Source organism: Halomonas sp. BN3-1 (assembly GCF_003056325.1).
Lineage (GTDB): Bacteria > Pseudomonadota > Gammaproteobacteria > Pseudomonadales > Halomonadaceae > Halomonas > Halomonas litopenaei.
The window spans coordinates 129,999-151,249 of the sequence record NZ_PYVV01000015.1 but is presented as its reverse complement, the minus strand read 5'-3'; the positions used below and the strand labels follow the sequence as shown (position 1 = coordinate 151,249).

At 63.3% G+C, this 21,251-nt stretch carries 20 protein-coding genes and 1 tRNA gene; 6 read left to right on the top strand and 15 right to left on the bottom strand.

All coding sequences use genetic code 11. The features are described 5' to 3' along the window. Positions 1-110: 110 nt before the first annotated feature. The 4 genes from C9F12_RS18935 to C9F12_RS18920 form a co-directional block, all read right to left on the bottom strand. A complete protein-coding gene (locus C9F12_RS18935; protein ID WP_108449859.1) occupies positions 111-317 on the bottom strand; it encodes a hypothetical protein in 207 nt (68 codons plus the stop codon). Between the two features lie 388 nt (positions 318-705). Next, a tRNA-Arg gene (locus C9F12_RS18930) sits at positions 706-782 on the bottom strand. Between the two features lie 139 nt (positions 783-921). Then, positions 922-1,608 carry a haloacid dehalogenase type II gene (locus C9F12_RS18925; RefSeq protein WP_108449858.1) on the bottom strand — a complete coding sequence of 229 codons (687 nt, stop codon included), beginning with the start codon at positions 1,606-1,608 and terminating at the stop codon, positions 922-924. A gap of 117 nt (positions 1,609-1,725) precedes the next feature. Further along, positions 1,726-2,280 carry a carboxymuconolactone decarboxylase family protein gene (locus C9F12_RS18920; protein ID WP_108449857.1) on the bottom strand — a complete coding sequence of 185 codons (555 nt, stop codon included), beginning with the start codon at positions 2,278-2,280 and terminating at the stop codon, positions 1,726-1,728. A gap of 252 nt (positions 2,281-2,532) precedes the next feature. Between C9F12_RS18920 and C9F12_RS18915 the strand changes: the two genes are divergently transcribed. Then, on the top strand, positions 2,533-3,129 hold the full coding sequence (locus C9F12_RS18915) for a TetR/AcrR family transcriptional regulator (protein ID WP_108449856.1): 597 nt from the start codon (positions 2,533-2,535) through the stop codon (positions 3,127-3,129). A gap of 153 nt (positions 3,130-3,282) precedes the next feature. Here C9F12_RS18915 and C9F12_RS18910 read toward each other — a convergent pair whose 3' ends face one another. Together C9F12_RS18910 and C9F12_RS18905 are read right to left on the bottom strand one after the other, a co-directional pair. Continuing rightward, a complete protein-coding gene (locus C9F12_RS18910; RefSeq protein ID WP_108449855.1) occupies positions 3,283-6,477 on the bottom strand; it encodes a multidrug efflux RND transporter permease subunit in 3,195 nt (1,064 codons plus the stop codon). Beyond that, entirely contained in the window at positions 6,474-7,889 is a 1,416-nt protein-coding gene (locus C9F12_RS18905) for an efflux RND transporter periplasmic adaptor subunit (RefSeq protein ID WP_108449854.1), read from the bottom strand. The genes C9F12_RS18910 and C9F12_RS18905 overlap by 4 nt, the downstream gene beginning before the upstream one ends. A 130-nt stretch (positions 7,890-8,019) precedes the next feature. Between C9F12_RS18905 and C9F12_RS18900 the strand changes: the two genes are divergently transcribed. Then, positions 8,020-8,988, top strand: coding sequence for a LysR family transcriptional regulator (locus C9F12_RS18900; protein WP_108131424.1), 969 nt, complete (start codon positions 8,020-8,022; stop codon positions 8,986-8,988). Positions 8,989-9,041: 53 nt separating this feature from the next. Here C9F12_RS18900 and C9F12_RS18895 read toward each other — a convergent pair whose 3' ends face one another. Continuing rightward, the gene (locus C9F12_RS18895; protein ID WP_108449853.1) at positions 9,042-9,959 is read right to left on the bottom strand and encodes a TIGR03571 family LLM class oxidoreductase; all 918 of its coding nucleotides are present in this window, start codon (positions 9,957-9,959) and stop codon (positions 9,042-9,044) included. 475 nt (positions 9,960-10,434) lie between these two features. Here C9F12_RS18895 and C9F12_RS18890 point away from each other — a divergent pair, with 475 nt between their 5' ends. After that, positions 10,435-10,812 carry a YkvA family protein gene (locus C9F12_RS18890; RefSeq protein ID WP_108449852.1) on the top strand — a complete coding sequence of 126 codons (378 nt, stop codon included), beginning with the start codon at positions 10,435-10,437 and terminating at the stop codon, positions 10,810-10,812. Here C9F12_RS18890 and C9F12_RS18885 read toward each other — a convergent pair whose 3' ends face one another. The 3 genes from C9F12_RS18885 to C9F12_RS18875 form a co-directional block, all read right to left on the bottom strand. Next, positions 10,813-11,823 carry a zinc-dependent alcohol dehydrogenase family protein gene (locus tag C9F12_RS18885; protein WP_240184295.1) on the bottom strand — a complete coding sequence of 337 codons (1,011 nt, stop codon included), beginning with the start codon at positions 11,821-11,823 and terminating at the stop codon, positions 10,813-10,815. It lies immediately after the preceding gene. A 152-nt stretch (positions 11,824-11,975) separates the two neighbouring features. Further along, a complete protein-coding gene (locus C9F12_RS18880; protein ID WP_108449851.1) occupies positions 11,976-12,887 on the bottom strand; it encodes a LysR family transcriptional regulator in 912 nt (303 codons plus the stop codon). Between the two features lie 298 nt (positions 12,888-13,185). Further along, the gene (locus C9F12_RS18875; RefSeq protein WP_108449850.1) at positions 13,186-14,040 is read right to left on the bottom strand and encodes a DUF4437 domain-containing protein; all 855 of its coding nucleotides are present in this window, start codon (positions 14,038-14,040) and stop codon (positions 13,186-13,188) included. A gap of 200 nt (positions 14,041-14,240) precedes the next feature. Here C9F12_RS18875 and C9F12_RS18870 point away from each other — a divergent pair, with 200 nt between their 5' ends. From C9F12_RS18870 to C9F12_RS18860, 3 genes are all read left to right on the top strand, one after another. After that, the gene (locus C9F12_RS18870) at positions 14,241-15,170 is read left to right on the top strand and encodes a LysR family transcriptional regulator (protein WP_108449849.1); all 930 of its coding nucleotides are present in this window, start codon (positions 14,241-14,243) and stop codon (positions 15,168-15,170) included. 359 nt (positions 15,171-15,529) lie between these two features. Then, entirely contained in the window at positions 15,530-16,261 is a 732-nt protein-coding gene (locus C9F12_RS18865; protein ID WP_162816527.1) for an enoyl-CoA hydratase/isomerase family protein, read from the top strand. Positions 16,262-16,672: 411 nt separating this feature from the next. After that, positions 16,673-17,095, top strand: coding sequence for a DUF3617 family protein (locus tag C9F12_RS18860; protein ID WP_108131431.1), 423 nt, complete (start codon positions 16,673-16,675; stop codon positions 17,093-17,095). 238 nt (positions 17,096-17,333) lie between these two features. On the opposite strand, the gene C9F12_RS18855 is transcribed toward C9F12_RS18860, so the two are convergent. The 5 genes from C9F12_RS18855 to C9F12_RS18840 form a co-directional block, all read right to left on the bottom strand. Then, positions 17,334-17,672 (bottom strand): hypothetical protein, encoded by a 339-nt coding sequence (locus C9F12_RS18855; protein ID WP_108449847.1) that lies wholly within the window; start codon positions 17,670-17,672, stop codon positions 17,334-17,336. Between the two features lie 63 nt (positions 17,673-17,735). Continuing rightward, positions 17,736-19,223 (bottom strand): DUF1254 domain-containing protein, encoded by a 1,488-nt coding sequence (locus C9F12_RS18850; protein WP_108449846.1) that lies wholly within the window; start codon positions 19,221-19,223, stop codon positions 17,736-17,738. Positions 19,224-19,802: 579 nt separating this feature from the next. Next, the gene (locus C9F12_RS18845) at positions 19,803-20,327 is read right to left on the bottom strand and encodes a TerD family protein (RefSeq protein WP_275886763.1); all 525 of its coding nucleotides are present in this window, start codon (positions 20,325-20,327) and stop codon (positions 19,803-19,805) included. Further along, positions 20,267-20,410 (bottom strand): TerD family protein, encoded by a 144-nt coding sequence (locus C9F12_RS23065; protein WP_275886762.1) that lies wholly within the window; start codon positions 20,408-20,410, stop codon positions 20,267-20,269. Before C9F12_RS23065 ends, C9F12_RS18845 begins: the two co-directional genes overlap by 61 nt. 99 nt (positions 20,411-20,509) lie before the next feature. Beyond that, entirely contained in the window at positions 20,510-21,244 is a 735-nt protein-coding gene (locus C9F12_RS18840; RefSeq protein ID WP_108449845.1) for a hypothetical protein, read from the bottom strand. Positions 21,245-21,251: the final 7 nt, after the last annotated feature.

Here is a 21,251-nt window from a genome sequence, read left to right as displayed (position 1 = left end):
CCATGGCAACGGCGGTGTCCGTAGGCTGACGTTTTGGCGAATATCAGCTTACTCGGATTTACCGCCGTTTCTCTATCCTGCCTGTCCTCACGCGCCTTGCCCGTTTCACGCTAATCTGCGATGAACCAAATATTGGACTGCCCGATATCGTCGCCCCACAGCACCAGGATGTTGGGTTTGGACGAGTTTCCGTTGTCCTGCTGCTGGGAGTCATTCTCCTGGGCAAGCACCGACGTGGACATCGTCATGATAAGGCTGGCCGCTAGATAGCCGCTCCAGCGTTGCGCTCTGTTGCGATAAGGATTGAATGCGAACACCGTCTGTCTCCCTGACCCGGTCACGTACCACGATGACCAGTGATTTGACGCGATGAGAGGCTCCGAGGGAGCCCGATCGCTCGAGTATAGGAGGAGTTGTTGACGATTCAGTGCAACAGAAGAGGTAAGGCGGGGGAGGATAATCAGGGTAAGGCGAGAAAGCGTCTCATTGCGGCGAGAAAGTCCGATGTTGGCGGACGTTTCGCGCCAAATACAAGGAGTTGCCGGATTGTCGTATTTTTGTAAAAAAGTGTTTTGATGACGCGGTCGACGTCGGTACAAAGATCGGAAGGGCGTCGAACGAAAGGTCAGATAGAAAGGCTAGACAGAAAAGCCAGACAGAAAGGCCAGAAAGAAAAGACAGACAAGATACAGGAAAGACAATCGATGGCGCGCCCGGGAGGATTCGAACCTCCGACCACCTGATTCGTAGTCAGGTACTCTATCCAGCTGAGCTACGGGCGCGCAGATGCCGCAGGGGATGCGGCGTCGAGAGGCTGCGCATGTTAGAGCAAAGAATGTGATTTCGCAAGGTGTCTTCGGGAGGCAGTACCAGGCCCGGCCTGCGGGACTGGCCGCCGAATCAAGTAGCGGAGCTGCTTGATCAGGAACCAATCAAGCGATCCGCCAACTTGCCGATATCGTCGACGCTGTAGTCCGGGACCGGGACGCCGTCTGCCGGCAACATGGCGTTGTAGGGTCGGAGCACCAGCGCGCCCTGCCAGCCAGCGGCCTGGGCGCCGATGGTGTCCCACAGGTGGCAGGCAATCAGGCACAGTCTCGATGGCGGTGTCTGCATGGCCTCGGCGACCTGGGCGTAGGTGTCCGGCGCGGGCTTGAACTTTTTGACCTGGTCGACGCTGAACGAGCGCTCGAAATACTCGGCCAGTCCTGCCTTTTCCAGCGGCGTGGGGCCAGCGCCCGGCGCCGAGTTGGTCAGGGTGACCAGGCGAAAGCCGGCCTGGCGAAGCCGCTCGAGTGCCGGGGCCACATCGGGATGCGCCGGCATGGAGCCGATGCGCTCACCGAGTTCGTCGAGATCGTTCTGCTCGAGGGTGACCCCGTGGATGTCGGCGGTCATGCGCAGGGCGCCAGCGCCGAGCTGACCGAAGGGCGTATAGAGTCCCGAGAGGGTCATCGACTGGGAGTAGAGAATCAGCTGGGCGAACCATTCGCGCAGCATCGCAGGGTCGCCGAACAGCCGATCGAACAGCGGCTCAAGGTGGGTCAGGTCGAGCAACGTCTCGTTGACGTCGAAGACCAGCACGTCGGGGCGTTCTGGGGCAGTCATGGCGTCTCCTTGATCGAGTCCGTCGCGACCGACGGGGCCTTCGGTGGCCTCGGCCAGTCACCACGACCAGTCACCACGACAGGACGCCACAGTAGCGTCCTGTCGATAGGGTGGTCTTTACTCGGCCTTGTTCCAGTTGAACTTGGCGAAGGGTTCGTCCACCGGGGTGTTGGCCAGGTGGTTGGTGTAGTTGCTCATGACCTTCTGGGACAGCGCCAGGATCACTTCGAGCACCTGGCGCTTAGTGTAGCCGGCGTCGAGGAAGGCCTGCACGGCGTCGTCATCGACATTGCCACGTTCGCGCACGACAGACAGGGTGAAGGTACGCAGCGCTTCGAGGCGCTCGTTGGGCAGCGGGTCCTCGTTGCGCAGCGCGTCGGAGACGGTGTCATCCACGTCCATCTGCTTGGCGATGGCGGTGTGGGCCGGCACGCAGTAGTGGCAGTTGTGCTCGACGTTGATGGTCTGCCACACCACGGTGGTTTCCTCGGCATCGAAGGAGGAATCCAGAAACAGCTGGTGCAGGCGCTGGTAGCCTTCCAGCAGGCCCGGCGCCTCGGCCATGACCGCGTGCAGGTTGGGGATCATGCCGAAGGCGTTGACCGAGTTGTCGAGCAGTGCCTGGCTCTGTTCGGGGGCGCTTTGCTTGTCGTGGAGGCTAAAGTCGGTCATCGGGTTCTCCTGTGTGATGGCGCCTGGGTCAAAGCCGCAGGCCGTTGCAGACTGGTGCGTTGCATACCCAGTGCGTTGCACGCGCCATTGATTCCGATTTTTTTTGAGCGATTGCTCAAAATTGGCCGCAGCAGACGCTGCTGAAAGCCGTTCGGGCATACTCTAGCTATACCTGAGCGATCACTCAAGTTAAAATTTGAGCAGTTGCTCAATTTTCTGAAGGCCGTACCGGCCACGACACCGGACCCATCCATGCCGCGCGCGACACTACATAACCGTCAGGATTCGCTGGAACGTGCCCTGCACCTGTTCTGGCAGAAGGGGTTCCACGCTACTTCGCTCAAGGACCTGGAACGCACCCTCGATATGCGGCCGGGCAGCATCTATGCCGCCTTCGGCAGCAAGGATGCGTTGTTTCAGGAGGCGCTGGAACGCTATGCCCGGCTCGGGCTGGTCGAGCTCGAGCGTACCCTGGCCGAGTACGACTCGCCCTTGTCGGGGCTGGCCGCCTACCTGCGCAAGCTGGGCTGTCTGCGCGACCAGGAATTGCCCAGCCGGGCCTGCATGCTGGTGAAGAGCCTGCTGGAGCTGGGCGAGCGAGAGCAGGCGGCGCTGGGCAAGGCCGAGGCCCTGCTCGAGGCCATGGAAGCCTGCTTCGTCGATCAGTTTTGCGCCGCCAAGGACGCCGGCGAGCTTGAACCGAGTGCCGACCCGGTACGCCTGGGGCGGCGGCTGCAGGCCGAGGTGATGGGCCTTCGCGCCTACGCCCAGCGCGAGGTCGACAGCCAGGCGGTGCACGCCCTGGCCGACGATATGGCCCGCTCGATCGAAGCGCTGCGGCGTTCCTGATAGCGGCGCGCCTGTTCTGATCGAAGCGCACCTGCCCTGATCGAGACACGACTTGCCGGAAGGATGACGCGCCGCTGATGCACGTCCGCCAATGGTGGGCCGCCTGCCGAGTCCGACGTTGGTGCAACGCCAGACTCGGCAGCGGACAGGGCCTCAGGAGGCGGAGGGTGATGTCGCCTCGGGTGACGCGGTATCGCTATCGCCTGAGCGTGGCCGGCGACGTTCCACCAGGCGACGCACGCCCACATAGAACAGCGGGGTCAGCAAGAGCCCGAACAGGGTCACCCCGATCATCCCGTAGAACACCGCCACGCCCATCGCCTGACGCATTTCGCTACCCGCACCTGAGGCCAGCATCAGCGGGATGACGCCCGCGGTGAAGGCCACCGAGGTCATCAGGATCGGCCGCAGGCGCAGGCGGCAGGCGGTCAGCACGGCGTCCAGTCGCGACTGTCCCTGGCTCTGCTGCTCGCGGGCGAACTCCACCAGCAGGATGGCGTTCTTGCAGGCCAGCGCCACCAGCACGATCAAGCCGATGCGGGTGAAGATGTTGTTGTCGCCGCCGGTCAGCCACACACCGGCCATGGCCGACAGCAGCGTCATCGGCACGATCAGGATGATCGAGAACGGTAGCGACCAGCTCTCGTACTGGGCCGCCAGCACCAGGAACACCAGCAGCACCACCAGCGGGAAGACGTAGATCATGGTGTTGCCCGCCAGCACCTGCTGGTAGGTGACCTCGGTCCACTCGTAGGCCACGCCGGCCGGCAGGGTGGTGGCCAGCACTTCCTCTATCGCCTGCTTGGCCTGGTCACTGGACATGCCCGGCGCCGGCGAGCCGTTGATGTCGGCGCTGACGAAGGTGTTGTAGTGCATGACCCGGTCCGGCCCGGTGGTCGGGCTGATCTCGACGAAGCTGCCCAGCGGAATCATCCGGCCGTCGTTGCTGCGCACCTTGAGCTGGCGGATGGCCTCGGCGTCCAGGCGGTATTCGGCGTCGGCCTGGGCGCGTACCTGATAGGTCCGGCCGAAGCGGTTGATGTCGTTGACGTAGAGCGACCCCAGGTAGATCTGCAGGGTGTCGAACACCGCATCCAGCGAGACATTCATCACCAGCGCCTGCTCGCGGTCCACCTCCACGTCGTACTGCGGCACCTGGATGCGATAGCTCGAGTAGACACCGGCCAGCCGCGGGTCCTGATTGGCGGCGCCGACCACCGCCTGGGTCGCCTCGAACAGCCCGTCGAAGCCGACGTTGCCGCGGTCCTGCAGCTGCAGCTTGAAACCCCCGGTGGTGCCGAGGCCAAGGATCGGCGGAGGCGGGAACACCGCCACGTAGGCCTCGTCGATCTGGGCGAACTGGGCATTGAGGCGGGCGGCGATGGCGCCGGCCGAAAGCTCCGGCGACTGGCGCTCGTCGAAGGGCGCAAGCGGGGTAAAGACGATGCCCGAGTTGGAGGCATTGACGAAGCCATTCACCGAAAGACCGGGGAAGGCCACGGTGTTGGCTACCCCCGGCGTTGCCAGGGCGATCTCCTGCATCTCGGCGAGCACCTCGCTGGTGCGCTCGAGGCTCGCGGCGTCGGGCAACTGGGCCATGGCCACCAGGTACTGCTTGTCCTGGGACGGAATGAAGCCGCCGGGGACCTCCTGAAACAGCTTGCCGGTGAGTCCCAGCAGCGCCAGGTAGCCGAGACCGACGATCAGCCCGAAGCGCAGCAGGCGACGAATCAGCCCGGTGTAGCCCCGCGACATGGCAGCGAAGGCGCGGTTGAAGGGGCTGAACAGCCAGCGGCCGAACACGGCGTCGATCAGCCGGGTCAGCCAGTCGGGCTTCGCCCCGTGGGGCTTGAGCAACAGCGCCGACAGCGCCGGTGACAGGGTCAGCGAGTTGAACGCCGAGATCAGCGTCGAGATGGTGATGGTCAGCGCGAACTGCTGGTAGAACTGGCCGGTCAGACCGCTGATGAAGGCGGTCGGCACGAATACTGCGGTCAGCACCAGGGCGATGGCGATGATCGGCCCGGTGACCTCGCTCATGGCGATGCGGGTGGCTTCATAAGGCGAATGGCCGAGTTCGATATTGCGCTCGACGTTCTCCACCACCACGATGGCGTCGTCCACCACGATGCCGATGGCCAGCACCAGGCCGAACAGCGACAGCGTATTGATCGACACACCGATCAGCTGCATCACCGCGAAGGTGCCGATCAGCGAGACCGGCACCGCGATCAGCGGAATCAGCGATGCTCGCCAGGTCTGCAGGAACAGCACCACCACGACCACCACCAGCAGCACCGCCTCCAGCAGCGTATGCACCACCGCCTCGATGGAGCCCCGCACGAACACGGTGGGGTCGTAGACGATGTCGTAGTCGACGCCGTCGGGGAAGGACTTGGCGGCCTCGGCCATATAGTTGCGCACGCCGTCGGACAGAGCGATGGCGTTGGAGCCCGGACGCTGGAACACCGGCAAGGCCACCGCGTCCTTGCCGTCGAGCTGGGCGCGCAGGGCGTACTGGTCGGCGCCGAGCTCCACCCGGGCGACGTCGCCCAGACGAGTGATGCGGCCGTCGTCGTCCACCCGGATCACGATCTGGCGAAATTCTTCAGGCGAGGACAACCGTCCCTTGACGTTGAGCAGACGCTGGAACTGGCTTTCGCGCGGGGCCGGCTGGGCGCCCAGGCTGCCGGCGGCGACCTGCTGGTTCTGCTCACGCAGCGCCGCCACCACGTCGCTGGCGCCGAGGCCCCGGGAGGCGATGGCGTCCGGGTCTAGCCACACCCGCATGGCGTACTCGCCGGCCCCGAACAGGCCGACGTCACCCACACCCTCGAGGCGTGCGATGTCGTCCTGCAGGTTCAGCCGCGCGAAGTTCGACAGCCATAGCTGGTCGTAGCGCCCATCCGGTGAGGTCAGGTGGACCACCATGGTCAGGTTGGGCGACGACTTCTCGGTGGTCACCCCAAGCGCCTGGACCTCCTGGGGCAGGCGAGGCGTGGCGCGGGCCACTCGGTTCTGGACGTTGACCTGGGCCTGGTCCAGATCGGTGCCGAGGGCGAAGGTCACGGTCAGCGTCAGGTTGCCGTCGGCGGTGGACTGGGAGTCCATGTACAGCATGCCCTCGACCCCGGTGATCTCCTGCTCCAGCGGGGTCGCCACGGTCTTGGCGATAACCTCTGGATTGGCGCCGGGGTAGTTGGCCTTGACCACCACGGTGGGTGGCACCACCTCGGGATACTCAGAGACCGGCAACTTGAACAGCGCCAGGCTTCCGGCCACCACGATCAGGATCGACAGCACCGCAGCGAACACCGGGCGTCGGATAAAGAAGTTCGACAGGTTCATGTGCGCGCAGGCTCCTGATCGAGGTGCTTGGCGTCGAGGCGTTCGGCCAGGCGACGGGTACGCTCTCGCAGTTGCTCCAGCGGGGCGCGGTCGGGGCCGTCGACCAGCGCAGGAGAGATCGCCATGCCGGGGCCGAACTTCGAAGGACCGGCGGCGACCACGGACTCACCGCCCTCGAGCCCTTCGCTGATCTCGCGCCAGGCCCCGAAGCGGGCGCCGGTGGTGACCTTGCGGTAGGCGAGTTTGCCCTGTTCGTCGGCGACCAGTACAAAGTTGGCGTCGAGGTCGGTGCCAATGGCGCGGTCGGGCACCAGCACCCCATCGCGATGGCGGGCGGCAGCGATCCGCACCCGGGCGAAGGCGCCGGGGCGCAGCGAGGGATGCCCGGCGTCGAAGCGAGCTCGCACCCTCAGGGTGCCGGTCGCCTCATCGACCCGGTTGTCGATAAAGTCGAGCTCGCCCTGGTAGGCGAAGTCGTCCTGGCCGGCCAGCTGCAGTTCTACCGGCCAGCCCTGATCGGCGGTGATCTCGGCAAAGTCGCGGTTCCAGCTGCGCTCGTCGATATCGAAGTAGGCGTCGACCTGGTCGGTGCTGACGATAGTGGTCAAAACGCTCTGGCCGGCGCTGACCACGTTGCCCACCGTCAGGTCGGCGCGGGAGACGCGACCGCTGATCGGTGCGCTGACCTCGGCGTGGGCCAGATCGAGACGAGCACTGTCGAGCTGTGCCTGCAGCGAGGCGACCTCGGCATTCTGGGCCTGGGCACTGGCGCGCCGGGCCTCGGCTTCCTCGCGGGCCATCAGGTTGCGCCCGACCAGCTGATTGGCACGGTTGGCCTCACCGTTGGCGCGGGCCAGTTCGGCCCGGCCCCTGGCAAGTCCCGCCTCCAGCTCACGCACCCGCGCCTCGAAGGGCGCCAGGTCCAGGCGAACCAGCGGTTGGCCCTGTTCGACCAGGGAGCCTTCCTCGAACAGGATCTCGGCGACCTGACCGGTGACCCGGGGGCGCAAGGTGACACGCTCGGGAGCCTCGAGGCGGGTGGTGTAGCGATACCAGTTCGAGACCGGCTGACGCACCGCCTGGACCACCTCGACCCGAGGCGCGGGCGCAGAGCCCGCGCCATCGGCAGCGTCACCCTGTCCTCCCTGACCTTCGCCGGGTTGGCAGGCTGCCAGCAACAGCGCCAGGGCGGCGAGCCCCAGGCCACGGGCCAGGCGACGTATTGCACGAGGTGTCTTACGCGGTGCTGTACGACGTGCCGTGCGACTCGCCTTGCGATGTCCAGTGCGGCCAGCGCTATCGGCACCCCCTCGAGCAGGCTGGTCGTCAGACTGCGGTGGCGATACGGCAAGCGCAGGGGAGGGGGCAGGCGACACCACCTGGGGGTCGCACGGGGGGCGTTGGTCGGACATCTGGCGACTCCTGAGCAAAAGGTTCGCCAGTGTAATCCTCGATCGAGGCTTGTATTAGACCGGTTGGTCGCACATTATTGATGCCAAATATGCACGCATCTGTGCGCTTGTACCTTCTGTGGAGACCTTCATGGACCAACCGAGTCGTCTGCTGCTGCTGGTCGATGTGGCCGAGCTTGGCAGCTTTTCCGAGGCCGCCAAGCGCCGCGAATTGGATCGCTCGGTGGTGTCCAAGCATATCGCGCGCCTCGAGCAGGAGCTGGGGGTGCGCCTGCTCAATCGCTCGACGCGCTCGCTGTCACTGACCCAGGCGGGGCAGGCCATGGTGCAGCAGGGGCGTGAGCTGCGTGACTGGATGTACCACACCCAGGCGCTGGCGGAGAACCTGCAGCAGATGCCGAGCGGACGGCTCAAGGTGAGCGCCCCGGGCATCCTCGGCCGCTGCCTGGGCTTCGAGGCCATGAGACGCTTTCGTCAGCACTATCCCGATGTGCAGGTGGACCTGCAGTTGGAAGAGCGTCGGGTCGACGTGATCGGTGAAGGCTACGACCTGGTGCTGCGGGTCGGCGACCTGAAGGATTCCAATCTGGTGGCCTCGCCACTGGCGCCCAATCATCTGTTGATCGGCGCCAGTCCCGCCTTTATCGAGCGTCATGGCGAGCCACGAGATCTCGCCACCCTGGCCCGGCTGCCGGCGTTGACCTTCAGCTCACAGCAGTTCCAGCTCGACTATCTGCCTTACCTGGATGACCAGGGGCGGGAGCAGAAGCTGCCGCTCAATAGCCAGGTGCGCACCAGCGAGGCCGAGGTGATCAAGCGCGGGGTGATGGAAGGCATGGGTATCGGGGTACTGCCGGCCTTCGCCATGTACAACGAAGTCAGCGACGGACGTATCGTGCCGCTGATGACCGACCTGGCACTGCCGGAGTTCGGCGTCATCACGCTGCTCTATCCCCACCGCGAGATGCCGCTGCGTACCCGGCGCTTTATCGAGATTCTGCGCGAGATGGTCGGCTCGCCACCCCAGTGGGAGGCACGCATCCCCGGCTTTGCCGAGATGTACGGCAAGGGCGCTGGAGGGATGGGTCTGGCGTCCTGAGAGTGGCCAGGGTGACGAGCCGGCTGTTATTCGCACGTCGCTGCACGGTGAGCCTAGCCAGCATCGAAGGCCGGCAACACTTCCTCGGCCAGGCGATGCAGGGTCTCTTCCACCGGCGCCTGGTTGCGGCGCAGGTTCAGGCCGATGTGATTGACGCCGGCGGCCTGCATGGCCTCGAGCTCGGCGATCAATCCCTGGCTGCCGACCCTCAGCCCGAAGCGGTGGCGGCGAGGCGGTTCGTCCGCGCGCTCGGCCAGGTCCAGGTGCAGGAAGCTGACGTAGGGCTTGTCGCCGGCCACCTCGCGCCACAGGCCGACCCGACGGCGGTGGTCCTCCGGCGTGCCGGGGTAGGCCAGCCAGGCATCCATGTGCTGGCCGACCCAGTCCGGGCGCTGCTGGGCCAGACCGGCCACCAGCAGGGGCGGTGGCGTCGCCATCGGCAGCAGCGCCTGGCCGGCGTCCAGCCGCGCATCCTGATCGCCCCTCAGCACCGCGACGGCGTCGCGGAAGGCCTCACCGCGCTGCTCGAAGGGTATTCCGAACAGCGGATATTCCACCGGACGGTCACCGCTGGCGACACCCAGCAGCAGCCGGTCACCGCTGAGCTGTTGTACGCTGGCGGCGGCCTTTCTGACCAGCCAGGGCATGCGCAGCGGCAGCACCGCAGCGGCGGTGCCCAACAGTGCACGCTGCGTGGACGCCGCCAGATAGCCCAGGTAGGTGAACATCTCGAACACCTGACCGGCATCGCCAAAGTGCGGGTCGTAGAGCGGTACATCGCGCAGCCACAGCGCACGAAAGCCGAGCCGATCGGCCAGCTGGACACGGTTAAGGTGTTCGCTCAGATCGGGGACGCCGAAGGCGCGACCATCGCGCAGGCGGGCGGCTTCACCGGCGGGGCTCCAGTCATTGTCCAGCGCCAGCTCCAGACCCAGGGTCAAGGGGCCACTGGTCAGTCGTTGCAAGCTCATCTTGGCTCCTGCCTCGAGGGGAGGCGTATCAGTTCGATAGAACGCTAGGCGCTGTCCGAAAAGTCGACGAGCGAAGGTTAGACAAGGCAAAAATCGGTGAGAAAGCGCAGTTTACGGGGTGTAAATGAGCATTTTGATCCGATTTTTAACGCCGTATTACCGAGCGCAGGCACTTTTCAGACAAGCCCTAATCGTTGTAATGGAGTGTGGCGCCGTCAGGGGCGGGAAAAAGAGGCTCGCGGCGGAATCACTTTTTCGTTTGCGGCAACAATCGACACGAAACATCCGATGATGCTGGCGCAGGCACGGGGCAGGGCGACACCATTGAACCGACACCGTGAGTCCTGCTTCACTAGGACAATGGTATCGGCGATAAAGGTATCGGCGATAAAGGTATCGCCGATAATGGTATCGCCGACTGGGGCCGGCTCAGGGAGGGGCAGCGGGCGATGCCACGGCGCAACGGGAGGAAACAATGAAAGACGAGACAACCCAGCAGGTCATCCTGGCCGGAGAGCCGATCGAAGAGCACCAGGGCCACTATTCCGACGAGCGCTTCTGGGCCAAGGTCGGGCGCTACGCCAAGGCCGCCGGCGAGGTCACCCTGTCCCGGGCGCTGACGCTCTATTACGCCGCCCGGGACAAGGACACCCCCGTGTGGGCCAAGACCACCATCTACGGTGCGCTCGGCTACTTCATCTCACCGCTGGACGCCCTGCCGGATCTGACCCCGCTGGTCGGCTACACCGACGACATGTGCATGCTGGCGGTGGCGCTGATGACCGTGGCGGCCTACGTCAAGGACGAGCACAAGGACAGGGCCAGCGCCACCTTGAAGCGCTGGTTTTCCTGATCAGCCCTCGACCTCCACGACCACCTTGCCGACGGCCTTGCCCGAGGTGAGGTGGGCGTAGGCCTTGCCGACGTCGGCCAGGGCGAAGCGATTGTCGTCCACCAGCGGCGTCAGTGCCCCCGAATCGATGATCTCGGCGAGCGTCGACAGGATGGTGCCGTGCACTTCCCGACCGACGTTGTGGATCATCGGAATCAGCATGAAGATCACGTGCAGCGAGGCGCCCTTGAAGTGCGCCGGCGTCATGTCCAGTTCGGCCAGCGACATGGTCGTCGCCACCTGGCCGTTGACCTTGACCGCATTGAAGGAGTTGATCAGGTTGGGGCCGCCGACGCTGTCGAAGATGACGTCGAAGCCGGCACCATCGGTGTGCTGGTTGACGTAGTCATCGACGCTCTGGGTCTTGAAGTCGATGGCGGTGGTACCGAAGCCTTCGATCAGTTCGCGCTGATGCTCTCCCGAACCGGTGGCGTAGACCTCACACCCCAGATGGCGGGCAAGCTGCACCGCCACATGGCCGACGCCACCGGCACCGCCATGCACCAGTACTTTATCGCCGGTTCCTGCGCCTGCGCGGGTCAGGCCCTCGTAGGCGGTGATGGCGACCAGCGGCAGGGCCGCGGCGTCACGCATCGACAGGGAACGCGGTTTGTGCGCGATCAGTCGGGCGTCGGCGAGCATGTACTCGGCCAGACTGCCCTGCAGGTCGGTGAGCCCGCCGGCGCAGCCGTAGACCTCATCGCCCGGGGCGAAGCCGGTCACGCCTTCGCCGACTTCCTCGATGGTGCCGGCAAAGTCCATGCCGAGCACGGCGGGCAGATCCGGTGCGATCGGCAGCTCCTCCTGGCCCAGCTGACGGATCATGGTGTCGATGGTGTTGACGCTGGTGGCGGCGATACGCACCACCACCTGACCGGCGCTGACCTGGGGGCGAGACAGGGTGGCGGATTCGAACGGCGCGTCCTCGCCGTAGCGGTTGAGGACCATGGCGGACATCGATGAGGTGGACATTGTCGGTCTCCTGTAGGGGGTGTGGATCAATGCCTACAGGATTGCCGATGCCGCCTTGGAAAAAAACGCCATGACCCGGGAATCAGTTTATGGAAATCGCTGACAGTGCGCGCCGGCTACGGCGTAGTAGGGCTTAGTAGAGCGTAGTGCTGTCAGTGCCTGTCCCAGGTCGGTGGTGTGCCGATCTTCTCCAGCAGGAAGTCGATGAACACCCGCACCTTGGCGGTCAGCACGTTGGCTTTCGGGTAAACCAGCCAGATGGCGGAATGATCGTCGACCTCGTGGTCGGGCAGAACCCTGACCAGCGTTCCCTGTTCCAGGTCCTTGTGGATGCTCCAGAGCGCATGCATGGTGATGCCGGTGCCCGCCACCGCGGCCACCCTCATGCTGGCGCCATCGTCGCAAGTCACGCGGGGCTTGGCCCCGGCCGGGGGAAAGGTGTGAGGGGTGCGCATCCCGTTCTTTGATAACGCCCGCGGCGTGCCACCCTGAAAGGCCACCAGCCGATGGCTTTGCAGGTCCCGCGGCGTCCTGGGCACTCCGTGGCGGTTCAGGTAGTCGGGGGAGGCACACAGTACGCGCTTGTCGTCGGCCAGCTTGCGCGCCTTGAGGTTGCTGTCCTCGATCGGATAGTTGCGCAAGGCCAGGTCAAACCCACCCTCGATCAGGTTGGTCTGGGTATCCGATAGTCGCAACTCCAGGCTGACGCTGGGATAGCGTTCGAGAAATTCCGGCAGAATCGGTGCGACATAGAGCTGGGCGAAGGTGCTGGAGGCGGCGAATCGCAGGCGCCCGGTCGCCTCTTCGCTGTCCTTGCCGAGGGCGGCGAGCCCGGCGTCCTCCTGGGCCAGCATCTCCTTGGCGAAGGGAAGAAAGGCCGCGCCCTCCTGGGACAACGATACCTTGCGGGTTGAGCGATGCAGCAGGTCGGCACCGACCTGATGTTCCAGCTTGGATAGTCGAGCGCTGGCGACCGCCGGCGCGATGCCGAGCTGGCGTCCCGCTGCGCTGATATTCAGCGTCTCGGCCGCCAGTACAAACAGGCGTAGTCCATCTGTGTCCATTCACTAGGCTCCCGGTGACGTTGATGGCCCCGGCACCAGCTTAAGGCAAGCGCCACGCCGCAGATAGCGCGGTTCGCTGCAGGGCCTAAGCCAGGGCTTGAAAGGGCCGCGTCGCGGTGGTGCTCCGGCGATGCCTTACCCTGCCTCGGCGATGCCTTCACCATGCGCAGCGCCCCCCGGCCGGGCCGGGCGGCAGCACCGAGCGGCCCGGGAGGGCTGAGGCGCGGTATCGAGGCCGCACGAGTTTTTCCAGGAGGCCGGGAGGCCGGGGGCATGGCGAACGCGAGGCGTCAGCAGGTCAGCGCGACGCGAAGTCGAAGCTGCCATCCGTGCGCACGTAGAACAGGCATTCGGCGTCCGAGGTGCAGGTCAAGAGCGGAGCCGAGTCGTCATTCGCGCTGAAATAGCTGCCAGAGGGAAGCGGTGACGAGCCCTGAAAATCGGCCCCGCTCAATTCGGCGTCGCCCTGGATGACAACCGCGCGCAAGGTATCACCGTCCCCGCTGATGGTCCCCGAGGCTCCTGCCGGGATCTTCAGCAGGGAGCCGTTGGCTTCTCCGGGCGCGGTGCTTCCCCAGAGAAAGGCCACTTCGGCGCCATTTTCCTGCGACTGGCCGGGTACCTCGAGCCAGTTGATGGCATCGGCATCTAGCCAGACCATATTGCCGGCTTCCAGGTTGACGGGCTTCTCGCCATTGTCGAAGGCCTGGTCCGAGGGCTGGACCAGGTAGGGGCCCTTCAGAATTTCCAGAAAGATGGTGGCGCCTTCTTCGGCGATGGCGGAGGTAATGTGGTCCTCGCCAGCCGGCTGTGTCCAGAACGACCCCGGACCCATCCACATGGTGGCGGCATCCGGGTCATCATTGTGCACGGCACCCTCGATGACGACCGCACGGTAGGTGATGTTGTGAATATGTGGGGGCGAGGCAAAGCCTTCCTTGAACTCGATGATGGCGCCACTGGGCACATCTTTGGTGATGTCGCCCCACAGCACGCTGGCCTGGGGACTGGCGTCGCCTCTGGCAGGGTTCAGCGGCTGTGGCGTCACCTCCGAGCGCAGCACCACCTCGGTGGCGGCGCTGGCCGGGCCGGCGATCGAGAGCGTTGCCATCGCGACGCCGGTGGCAAGCAAAGGAAGAGCAGATAAGCGCATGGGGTCACTCCTGAAAAGACGCTGGATGGACGGCAGGGGCCGGATCTTCGGAATGCGAGGGTCGGCAACCGAAGCCTCGTTCAAGGCACCGCAGGGAGGAGCATGGTTACCGGCCCAGCAGTGAGGCGATGAACGGTATCGGCTGGGGTTGGGGGGATAAACCGCCTATATTCGAAAAATAAATCCGGAGAATCCGAATAATGCTCGTTCACAACATGCGCCTCTTTCTGACCATCGTGGAAAAGGGCAGCCTGGTGGCGGCGGCCAGAGAGACGGGGCTTTCCAGTACCACCGTGTCCGAGCGCCTGGCGTCGCTGGAGCAGTACTTCGGCGTGGTGCTGATCAATCGCACGACCCGCTCCATCAGCCTCACCGAAGAAGGCCGTACCCTGGTCGAGGGCGCCAAGCAGGTGCTGGCAGAGCTTGAGGAGCTGGAATCTCGCATTCGTCATGGCGCCCAGACCCTGTCCGGGCCGATTCGCATCAGCGTGCCCATCGACCTGGGCCGCGGGGTGGTGTCCCAGGTGATGGCGAACTTTGCCCGCGAAAACCCGGACGTATCGCTCGAACTGTCGCTGTCGGACGGTTTCACCGATATCGTCGGTCAGGGCTTCGATCTGGCGGTTCGGTTCGGGCAAGTGCTGGACAGCAGCCTGCGCATTCGCCAGCTCGGATCGTTTCGCCGGATCGTCTGTGCCGCCCCTACCTACCTGGAGCGCCATGGCGTTCCTGGCACTCCCACGGAACTCGCACAGCACAACTGCCTGGTGATGCGTTTTGGTGCGGCGCTGGACAACGTCTGGAGCTTTGGGCCTGAGGACGCACCGCAGCAGGTGACGGTAAAGGGCAATCGGATCGCCAACGACGGCTCACTGGTGCGCCAGTGGGCGGTGGAAGGTCATGGCATCTGCCTCAAGTCCGAGCTGGACGTCCAGGAAGACCTTGAACAGGGACGGCTGGTGCCACTGCTCGAGGACGTGGCGGCGCCGCCCAAGCCCTTGCAGCTGATGTTTCCTCCCGCTCGCGACCAACCCCGGCGGGTGAAGGCGTTTGCCGAAGCGCTCTGCCAGGAGCTGTCTGCCAGAGAGCAGGCCGTCTCGGCCTACAGGGCTGACAGAGAGAACCGGTAATGAGAGCTGGTAGAGAGAGCTGGTAGAGAGAGCTGGTAGAGAGAGCTGGTAGAGAGCTAGCAGAGGGAACTGGTAGAGAGAGCTGGTACAGAGAGCTGGCACTGCCGGGCGTCTTGTCGGGGGAGAGAATGTGAGGGAAGTGCCTGAAAGGGCAAAAATTGGTCCCCATTATACGGATTTTGCGAATTCTGAAACCGGAAAGCGGCCATTCTGAAGCCATCTCGACTGGGCTAAGTTGGTCCGAGTGTCATCGAGCTGAATGGTAGCCACGGGAGGCCGGCGTGCAAGGCGCAGAATGGCTCGACCATCCGCAGTGCCAGGCCGGCGACGGATTCACGAATCTGTCCGAGGGGATTGTCATGCAGTACAGAAATTTCACCACCTTTAACGTATCGGTACGCCGAGGTGCCGCCTGGGTGACCTTCCTGGATGCCCCTCTGGACCCGAATGGTGCCATCTTTCTCGACGAGATGAGCAAGCTGCTGGATCATCTCGAGCGCGATGCCAGAATCGATGCCATCGTCTTTCAGTCTCGGTTCCCTGAAGTGTTCTCGCGCCTGGCGGGATACAAGACATTGAAGGGTGCCTCGTTCCCCCAGGTCGGCGATGACGACAGCAGAAAGCGTGAGTTCAAGCGTCTTCTTGCGCGAATCGAAGACCTCCCGCAGACCACCATCGCCAAGGTGGAAGGCATGGCCCGGTATGGTGGCCACGAGCTCGTCATGGCGTGTGACGTGCGCATTGCCGCAAGAGGCCTTGCGAGATTCGTGCCGATGGAGGTGGGCTTGACGGGGCTGCTGGCCCGTGGCGAGTCTTACGGGCACGAGAATCGTGTGGGTCCGGTCGGTGGACTGAGTTCCTTGCTGGGTAGCCGAGACTACGGAGCCGATCAGGCGGAATATCTTGGCACCATTCACCGTGCCCTGGACCCGGAAGATGTCGCCGCCTATGTCGATGATCTGGTGAGACGCCTGACGGGCCAGACCGCCGTGACAGACGAGCGACGAGACATCGACCCTGCGTCGACAGCCCTGCACGATAGCCCAAGGGAAGATGCGCAGACGGATTACACAGGCTTCGCCCTGACCTAGGGCTTGTCTGAAAAGTGCCTGCGCTCGGTAATACGGCGTTAAAAATCGGATCAAAATGCTCATTTACACCCCGTAAACTGCGCTTTCTCACCGATTTTTGCCTTGTCTAACCTTCGCTCATCGACTTTTCGGACAGCGCCTAGTCGAGAGGAATGACGCGCGACCTGACGCACAGTGCAGCGCGCGACATGACAGACGGTATGACAAGCCCGGTGTGAACCTCCCGGGCCGGCAGGACCATGGTTTCCCGGGTGCGAGCGTGCCGACATCGACAGCACGATCCTTGATGTAACGTTCTGTTGTTTAATTGCTTTCTTTTGGATGTTTTTCCGTTTTGCCGGTCATTGGTGAGATAGGCTGGGGGCGCCGATAGCTCGGCGACTTTTCACCAAAAAAAGACGGGAAGGATCCATGTCACGACACCTCTTGCTTGCCTCTCTGCTGATCGCGGTATCCACCAGCGCCATGGCCAGCGACCTCAAGCCTGGACAATGGGAAATTATCCAAAGCATGTCGGGCGACCAGATGCCTGAGCAGATGACTCAGGAGACGACCGAGACGCAGTGCATGACCGCAGAAGAATCCAGTGACATGATCGCCACGTTGCGCGAGGACTGGACATCGTCTGGTTGCGAAGACATCAAGATCAGACGCGATGGCGATACCATCGATGCCCAGGCAACCTGTCCCGCCGGCGCTCGCACGACCACCTTCGATGCCAGTATCACGATGCACAGTGACGAGCACTTCAATAGCATGATCGAGATGGACAACGGCCAGCAGGTCACCATCGAGCAGGAAGGTCACTGGGTCGGCGAGAACTGCGAAAGCTAAGCCAAGCCAAGCCAAGTAAGGCCAAGCCAAGTAAGGCCAAGCCAAGTAAGGCCAAGCCAAGTAAGGCCAAGCCAAGTAAGCCAAGCAAGGCCTCCGAACCACTTGGCCTGCACTATGGCTGATCAAGCAGAAGGCCCGCCTATGGCGGGCCTTCTGCTTTTCTCCATCAAGGCGATAGCGAGTGAGGGCGTTGCCACCTGGCCAGGTTCCCTCACACATTCTCGGGTGGGATCGGTAGTTACTGCGCCTTCTCGATATCACCTGGCTTCCAGCTACCATCCAGCGCCGGTTCGGCGGGGGCATAGAGGTGCAGGATGCCGAAGGCCTCCGCCGCGCCGTCGCGCATTCCCATGGTGTTCAACAGTGGCAGCGCCCATAAATAGGTCTGTGTCGCTCGCTGGAAGGTCAGCTCCTCCATCAACTGCTGAGCGGTCTGCTCGGTGGGACGGTTCTGTTCAAAGGGCAGGTTGGCAAGTTCCGTCGCGCGCTCGGCCTGGGCCAATGCGACCGGTGTCAGGGCCAGTGGCAGGGTCAGGGCAAGACCGGCACAGAGAAGGGGTCTGGACCGGCATTTCATGATCGGCTCCCGCGGCGTGAAAAGGGGCGACCCGCCGGCAAGGGCGGCGGGTCGAACAGGGGATTACTCGACGAGTTCAAAGTCCGGGAGTGAGAAGGACTTGTCGAAGAAGGCCTGGCCTGGTGCGTAGAGGCGGAAGTACACGAACCAGCCGTCATCCTCGACCGTCTTCATGTGATTGCTTTCCAGGCCGTCCGGGGCATCCGGGCCGATGTAGAGATCGATGGAGCCGTCTTCGTTGTACTGGAGCTGTTCCATGCGGCTGTCGAGGCTGACATCGGAGATCTCCGTTCCTCCGTTGTCATAGGGGCGGCGCGTGTCTTCGCTGTAGAGCGTCAACGACCAGAACTGCTCCACCGGGACCTCCGCCGGGACATGCAGCACGTAGTTGCGATCGGCGCGCAGCATGTCGCCGTTGGCATCACGCTTGGTGGTCATGTAGACCTGTCCCGCGCCGGGCGTCGGGTTGACCATGCCCTCGCTGGAGCCGACCGCCTCGTAGAACCAGGTCGCACGTTCGTCGATCTGCTGCAGCGTATCGGTGGCCTGGGCGACGACGAAGTCGAAGCTCTTGTACCAGGAGGTGCCCTCCCACCAGACATCCGCATAGCGCGGATTCACCTGGAGGTTGCGGGTCATCAGCTCACCCAGGGCCGCGCCCTGAAGCAGGATCTCTCGCTGGCGCTCGTCCGGTGCAAAGGCCTCGCCCTTGACGATGCCGAGCGGCGCGAGCATCGCCATCCACGCCTTGTCGATCTCGCGCACCGGCTCTTCGTCGATGATCGAGGCGAGCTTTTCCCAGTAGGCGAGGCCCCGTGGGGCAGTGGCGCTCCACTCGACGTCCTTGCCCTTGACGAAGGTGCTGGGCGAGGTGTCACCCACCGGCCCCATCTGGTACTGGGACACATAGGTGTCGTAGTAGGCCGGGTCGGGATCGAGGATACGGATGCCCACCAGCACGTTGTTCGTCTCGCTCTGGAAGACGTGGGCATCTTCTTCGCTGTAGTCGTCGGGATCGTCACCGGGGCCGACCACGATGTAGGTGGCGCCTTCGCCCTTGTCGGGGCCGGTCAGGCCGAGGTCGAATACCGGGCGCATCCACATGTCGAGCACCCCGCCGGCGGTCTGGCCGGGTGGGTAGTCGATCTGCACCGGCCCATCGGAAAGATCGGTGAAGTTGAAGATGTAGGGGGTGGTCAGGTTGGCGGTGACGATGCCGCGTTTTTCCTTGAGCGTCTCGAGGACGGCAAAGGCACCGGGTTCATCGGTACCGAAGGCTTCGCCCTGGTTGTCCCGCCAGGTCGTCGTGCTGACCAGCGGCGTCGACCAGATATAGGCCTGGGCGGCCCGTTGCACGTCCATGGTGTCGAACAGTCGCTGCGACGCCTGTTCATCGAAGTAGCTGTCCTGCAGTTCGATCTCGCCGGCGGGCGTCTCGATCACCTCGTCGCCCTTGAGGGTTGCCTGATCGAGTGGAACGGCCGACTGCGCAAGCCCCGAAGCGCAGAGCAGCGCCCCGGCGACGGTGGCCGTGGTCATGTGACGAAGCATCTTCCCGAACTCCCTTTCTGTTATCGATGGTGGTCTGAGCCGGGCGGAGTTCGCCTCCATCCCGCTAATCCGCGCCGTCGTGCTGTAGATCAGATCGTGCCTGGTTGCGTCCGAGTCTCGTGTGGGGGCCCTGCGCATCGACAGGACGCAACAAAGCCCGCCCGGCGCGGCGCCTGATTCGCCACCGCTCGAGAATCGTCTTCAAAATATTTCTGATTTAGAAAGCTGGCACAGAGCCCGAGATCCCGCCACTAAGCCGCCTTCGGGCTGATGGTGATTCTGCATACTTTTATGTGACCGGATCCAGGCCTGCCTGGTGTCGTTTCGAGTCGTAGCTGTCAGGGAGCGGACGAGGCATGGCTGAGGTAGACACCAGGGATCGCTGGCAGGAAGAGAGCCGTGGCCTGATTGCGTCCGGGGGCACTCCGGATATGGTGTTGGCAGACATGCCCAGGTCCGATGTTCCAGACGGATGATCGTAGGGAGAGGGTGGCTACTTGGCGGCGGGCGTGAAATGAAGATGGGGATGGCGGTTGTCATGGTGAGCGGCCGCCAGGCGACCGCTCACACCCGATGGGGTCAGGCAAATTTCCGGGAGAAGGTGACGAGGGTGGACTTGAGGTCCCTGTCGTCCACCGCTTCACCGATCGAACGGAACTTCCAGCTCTCACCGTGGCGGTAGACGCTGGCCATGATCATGCTGATCTTGCCCGAAAAGCTGGCGTCATTGGCGACATCGAAGGTGCCAAAGACCGAACCACTGCCGTCATGGATACGAATGTTGGCATAAGGGATGTCGGCGAAATCCTGCTTTCGAAATGAGTTCAGGACAAGGCCGAGTCTGGTGATGTTGGCAGGGATCCGATTGAGGTCGATAGAGATGACCTCGTTGTCGCGGCCGTCGTCACCGCCGATATCGCCGGTCAGGTCGTCACCGCTATGGTGGATGGCTCCACACCTGGATTTCAGCTGACCGAAATAGACGATATCGACGACTTCGCCTGACTCATCGAAAAGCCCTACCGAGGCGTCGAGGTCAACGTCTACATTCCTTGTTTTTTCGCCGCCAAAAAAGCTTTTTTTGTCTTTTTGATGGCGCCCCAGTTTACACCGATTTCGATACGGGAAAGGGATGTCCCATTCTTTTCAAGACTGATGCGCTGCCCCTTGGAGAGATTGATGCTCATATGAGATTTTCCTGGTGATGTCTATTTAGGCTCTTGCGAAACGATATCGGCCGGTTGAAATAGGCCGAGACAAGGACGAGAGGTGATGACGTCGCACCTTTAGCCGAAGAGCCCGAAGAGGCCTTTCTTTTGCAGCTTCGCCTGGTCGACGTTGGCGAACGTCTTGGTGATGTTTCGCTGGCGGTTGTACGAGGGGCCCTTTGACGCCTGCTTGCCCTTGAAGACCGCTGGGCCGTTGACATCAACATCGACTGAGCTTCCGTGCCAGGAGATCCAGGCGGTTTCTTCTTCACCTGGTTGTGAGGTCTTTCCAGATGGAGCGAGGATTACCTCGGACTCCGTGACGATGGCGTAGCCGATGACGTAGGTGTAGATGTTGGGGTTGGCTGCGCTTATATCCTTGGAGAAGTCGTAGGAGCAGACGACGACATCCGTGCCGCAGCTCATTTTCATTTGAGGCTTCAGCGATGCGACCGAGACGGCGCCGTTGCCAAGCGCGGAATAGACGCTGAACACCATGGCCACTGGCCCACCGGCCCTCTTGGCGATGTCCTTGGCTACCGTGATGACTTCCTCTCCCGGCATTTCCTGGCTGGCATTCTGAACATCGCCGTGGTGATGGGCATAAGGCGCCTGGTCGAGCGCGCAGCGGTACTCGGCATCGACCAGATACATCTGCCCGTCTGGAAAGAGAATCGAACAGCGAAGGTCCAGATCATCGTTGTCACTTGAGGCATCGCCGTTGTCTACCCACTGGGCCTTGACGACCAGGTCGGTGGTGCCCTTGGAGAGATCGATCGTGGCAGTTTCGTCGACTTTGTTGAGGTTGATCATCGTCAGC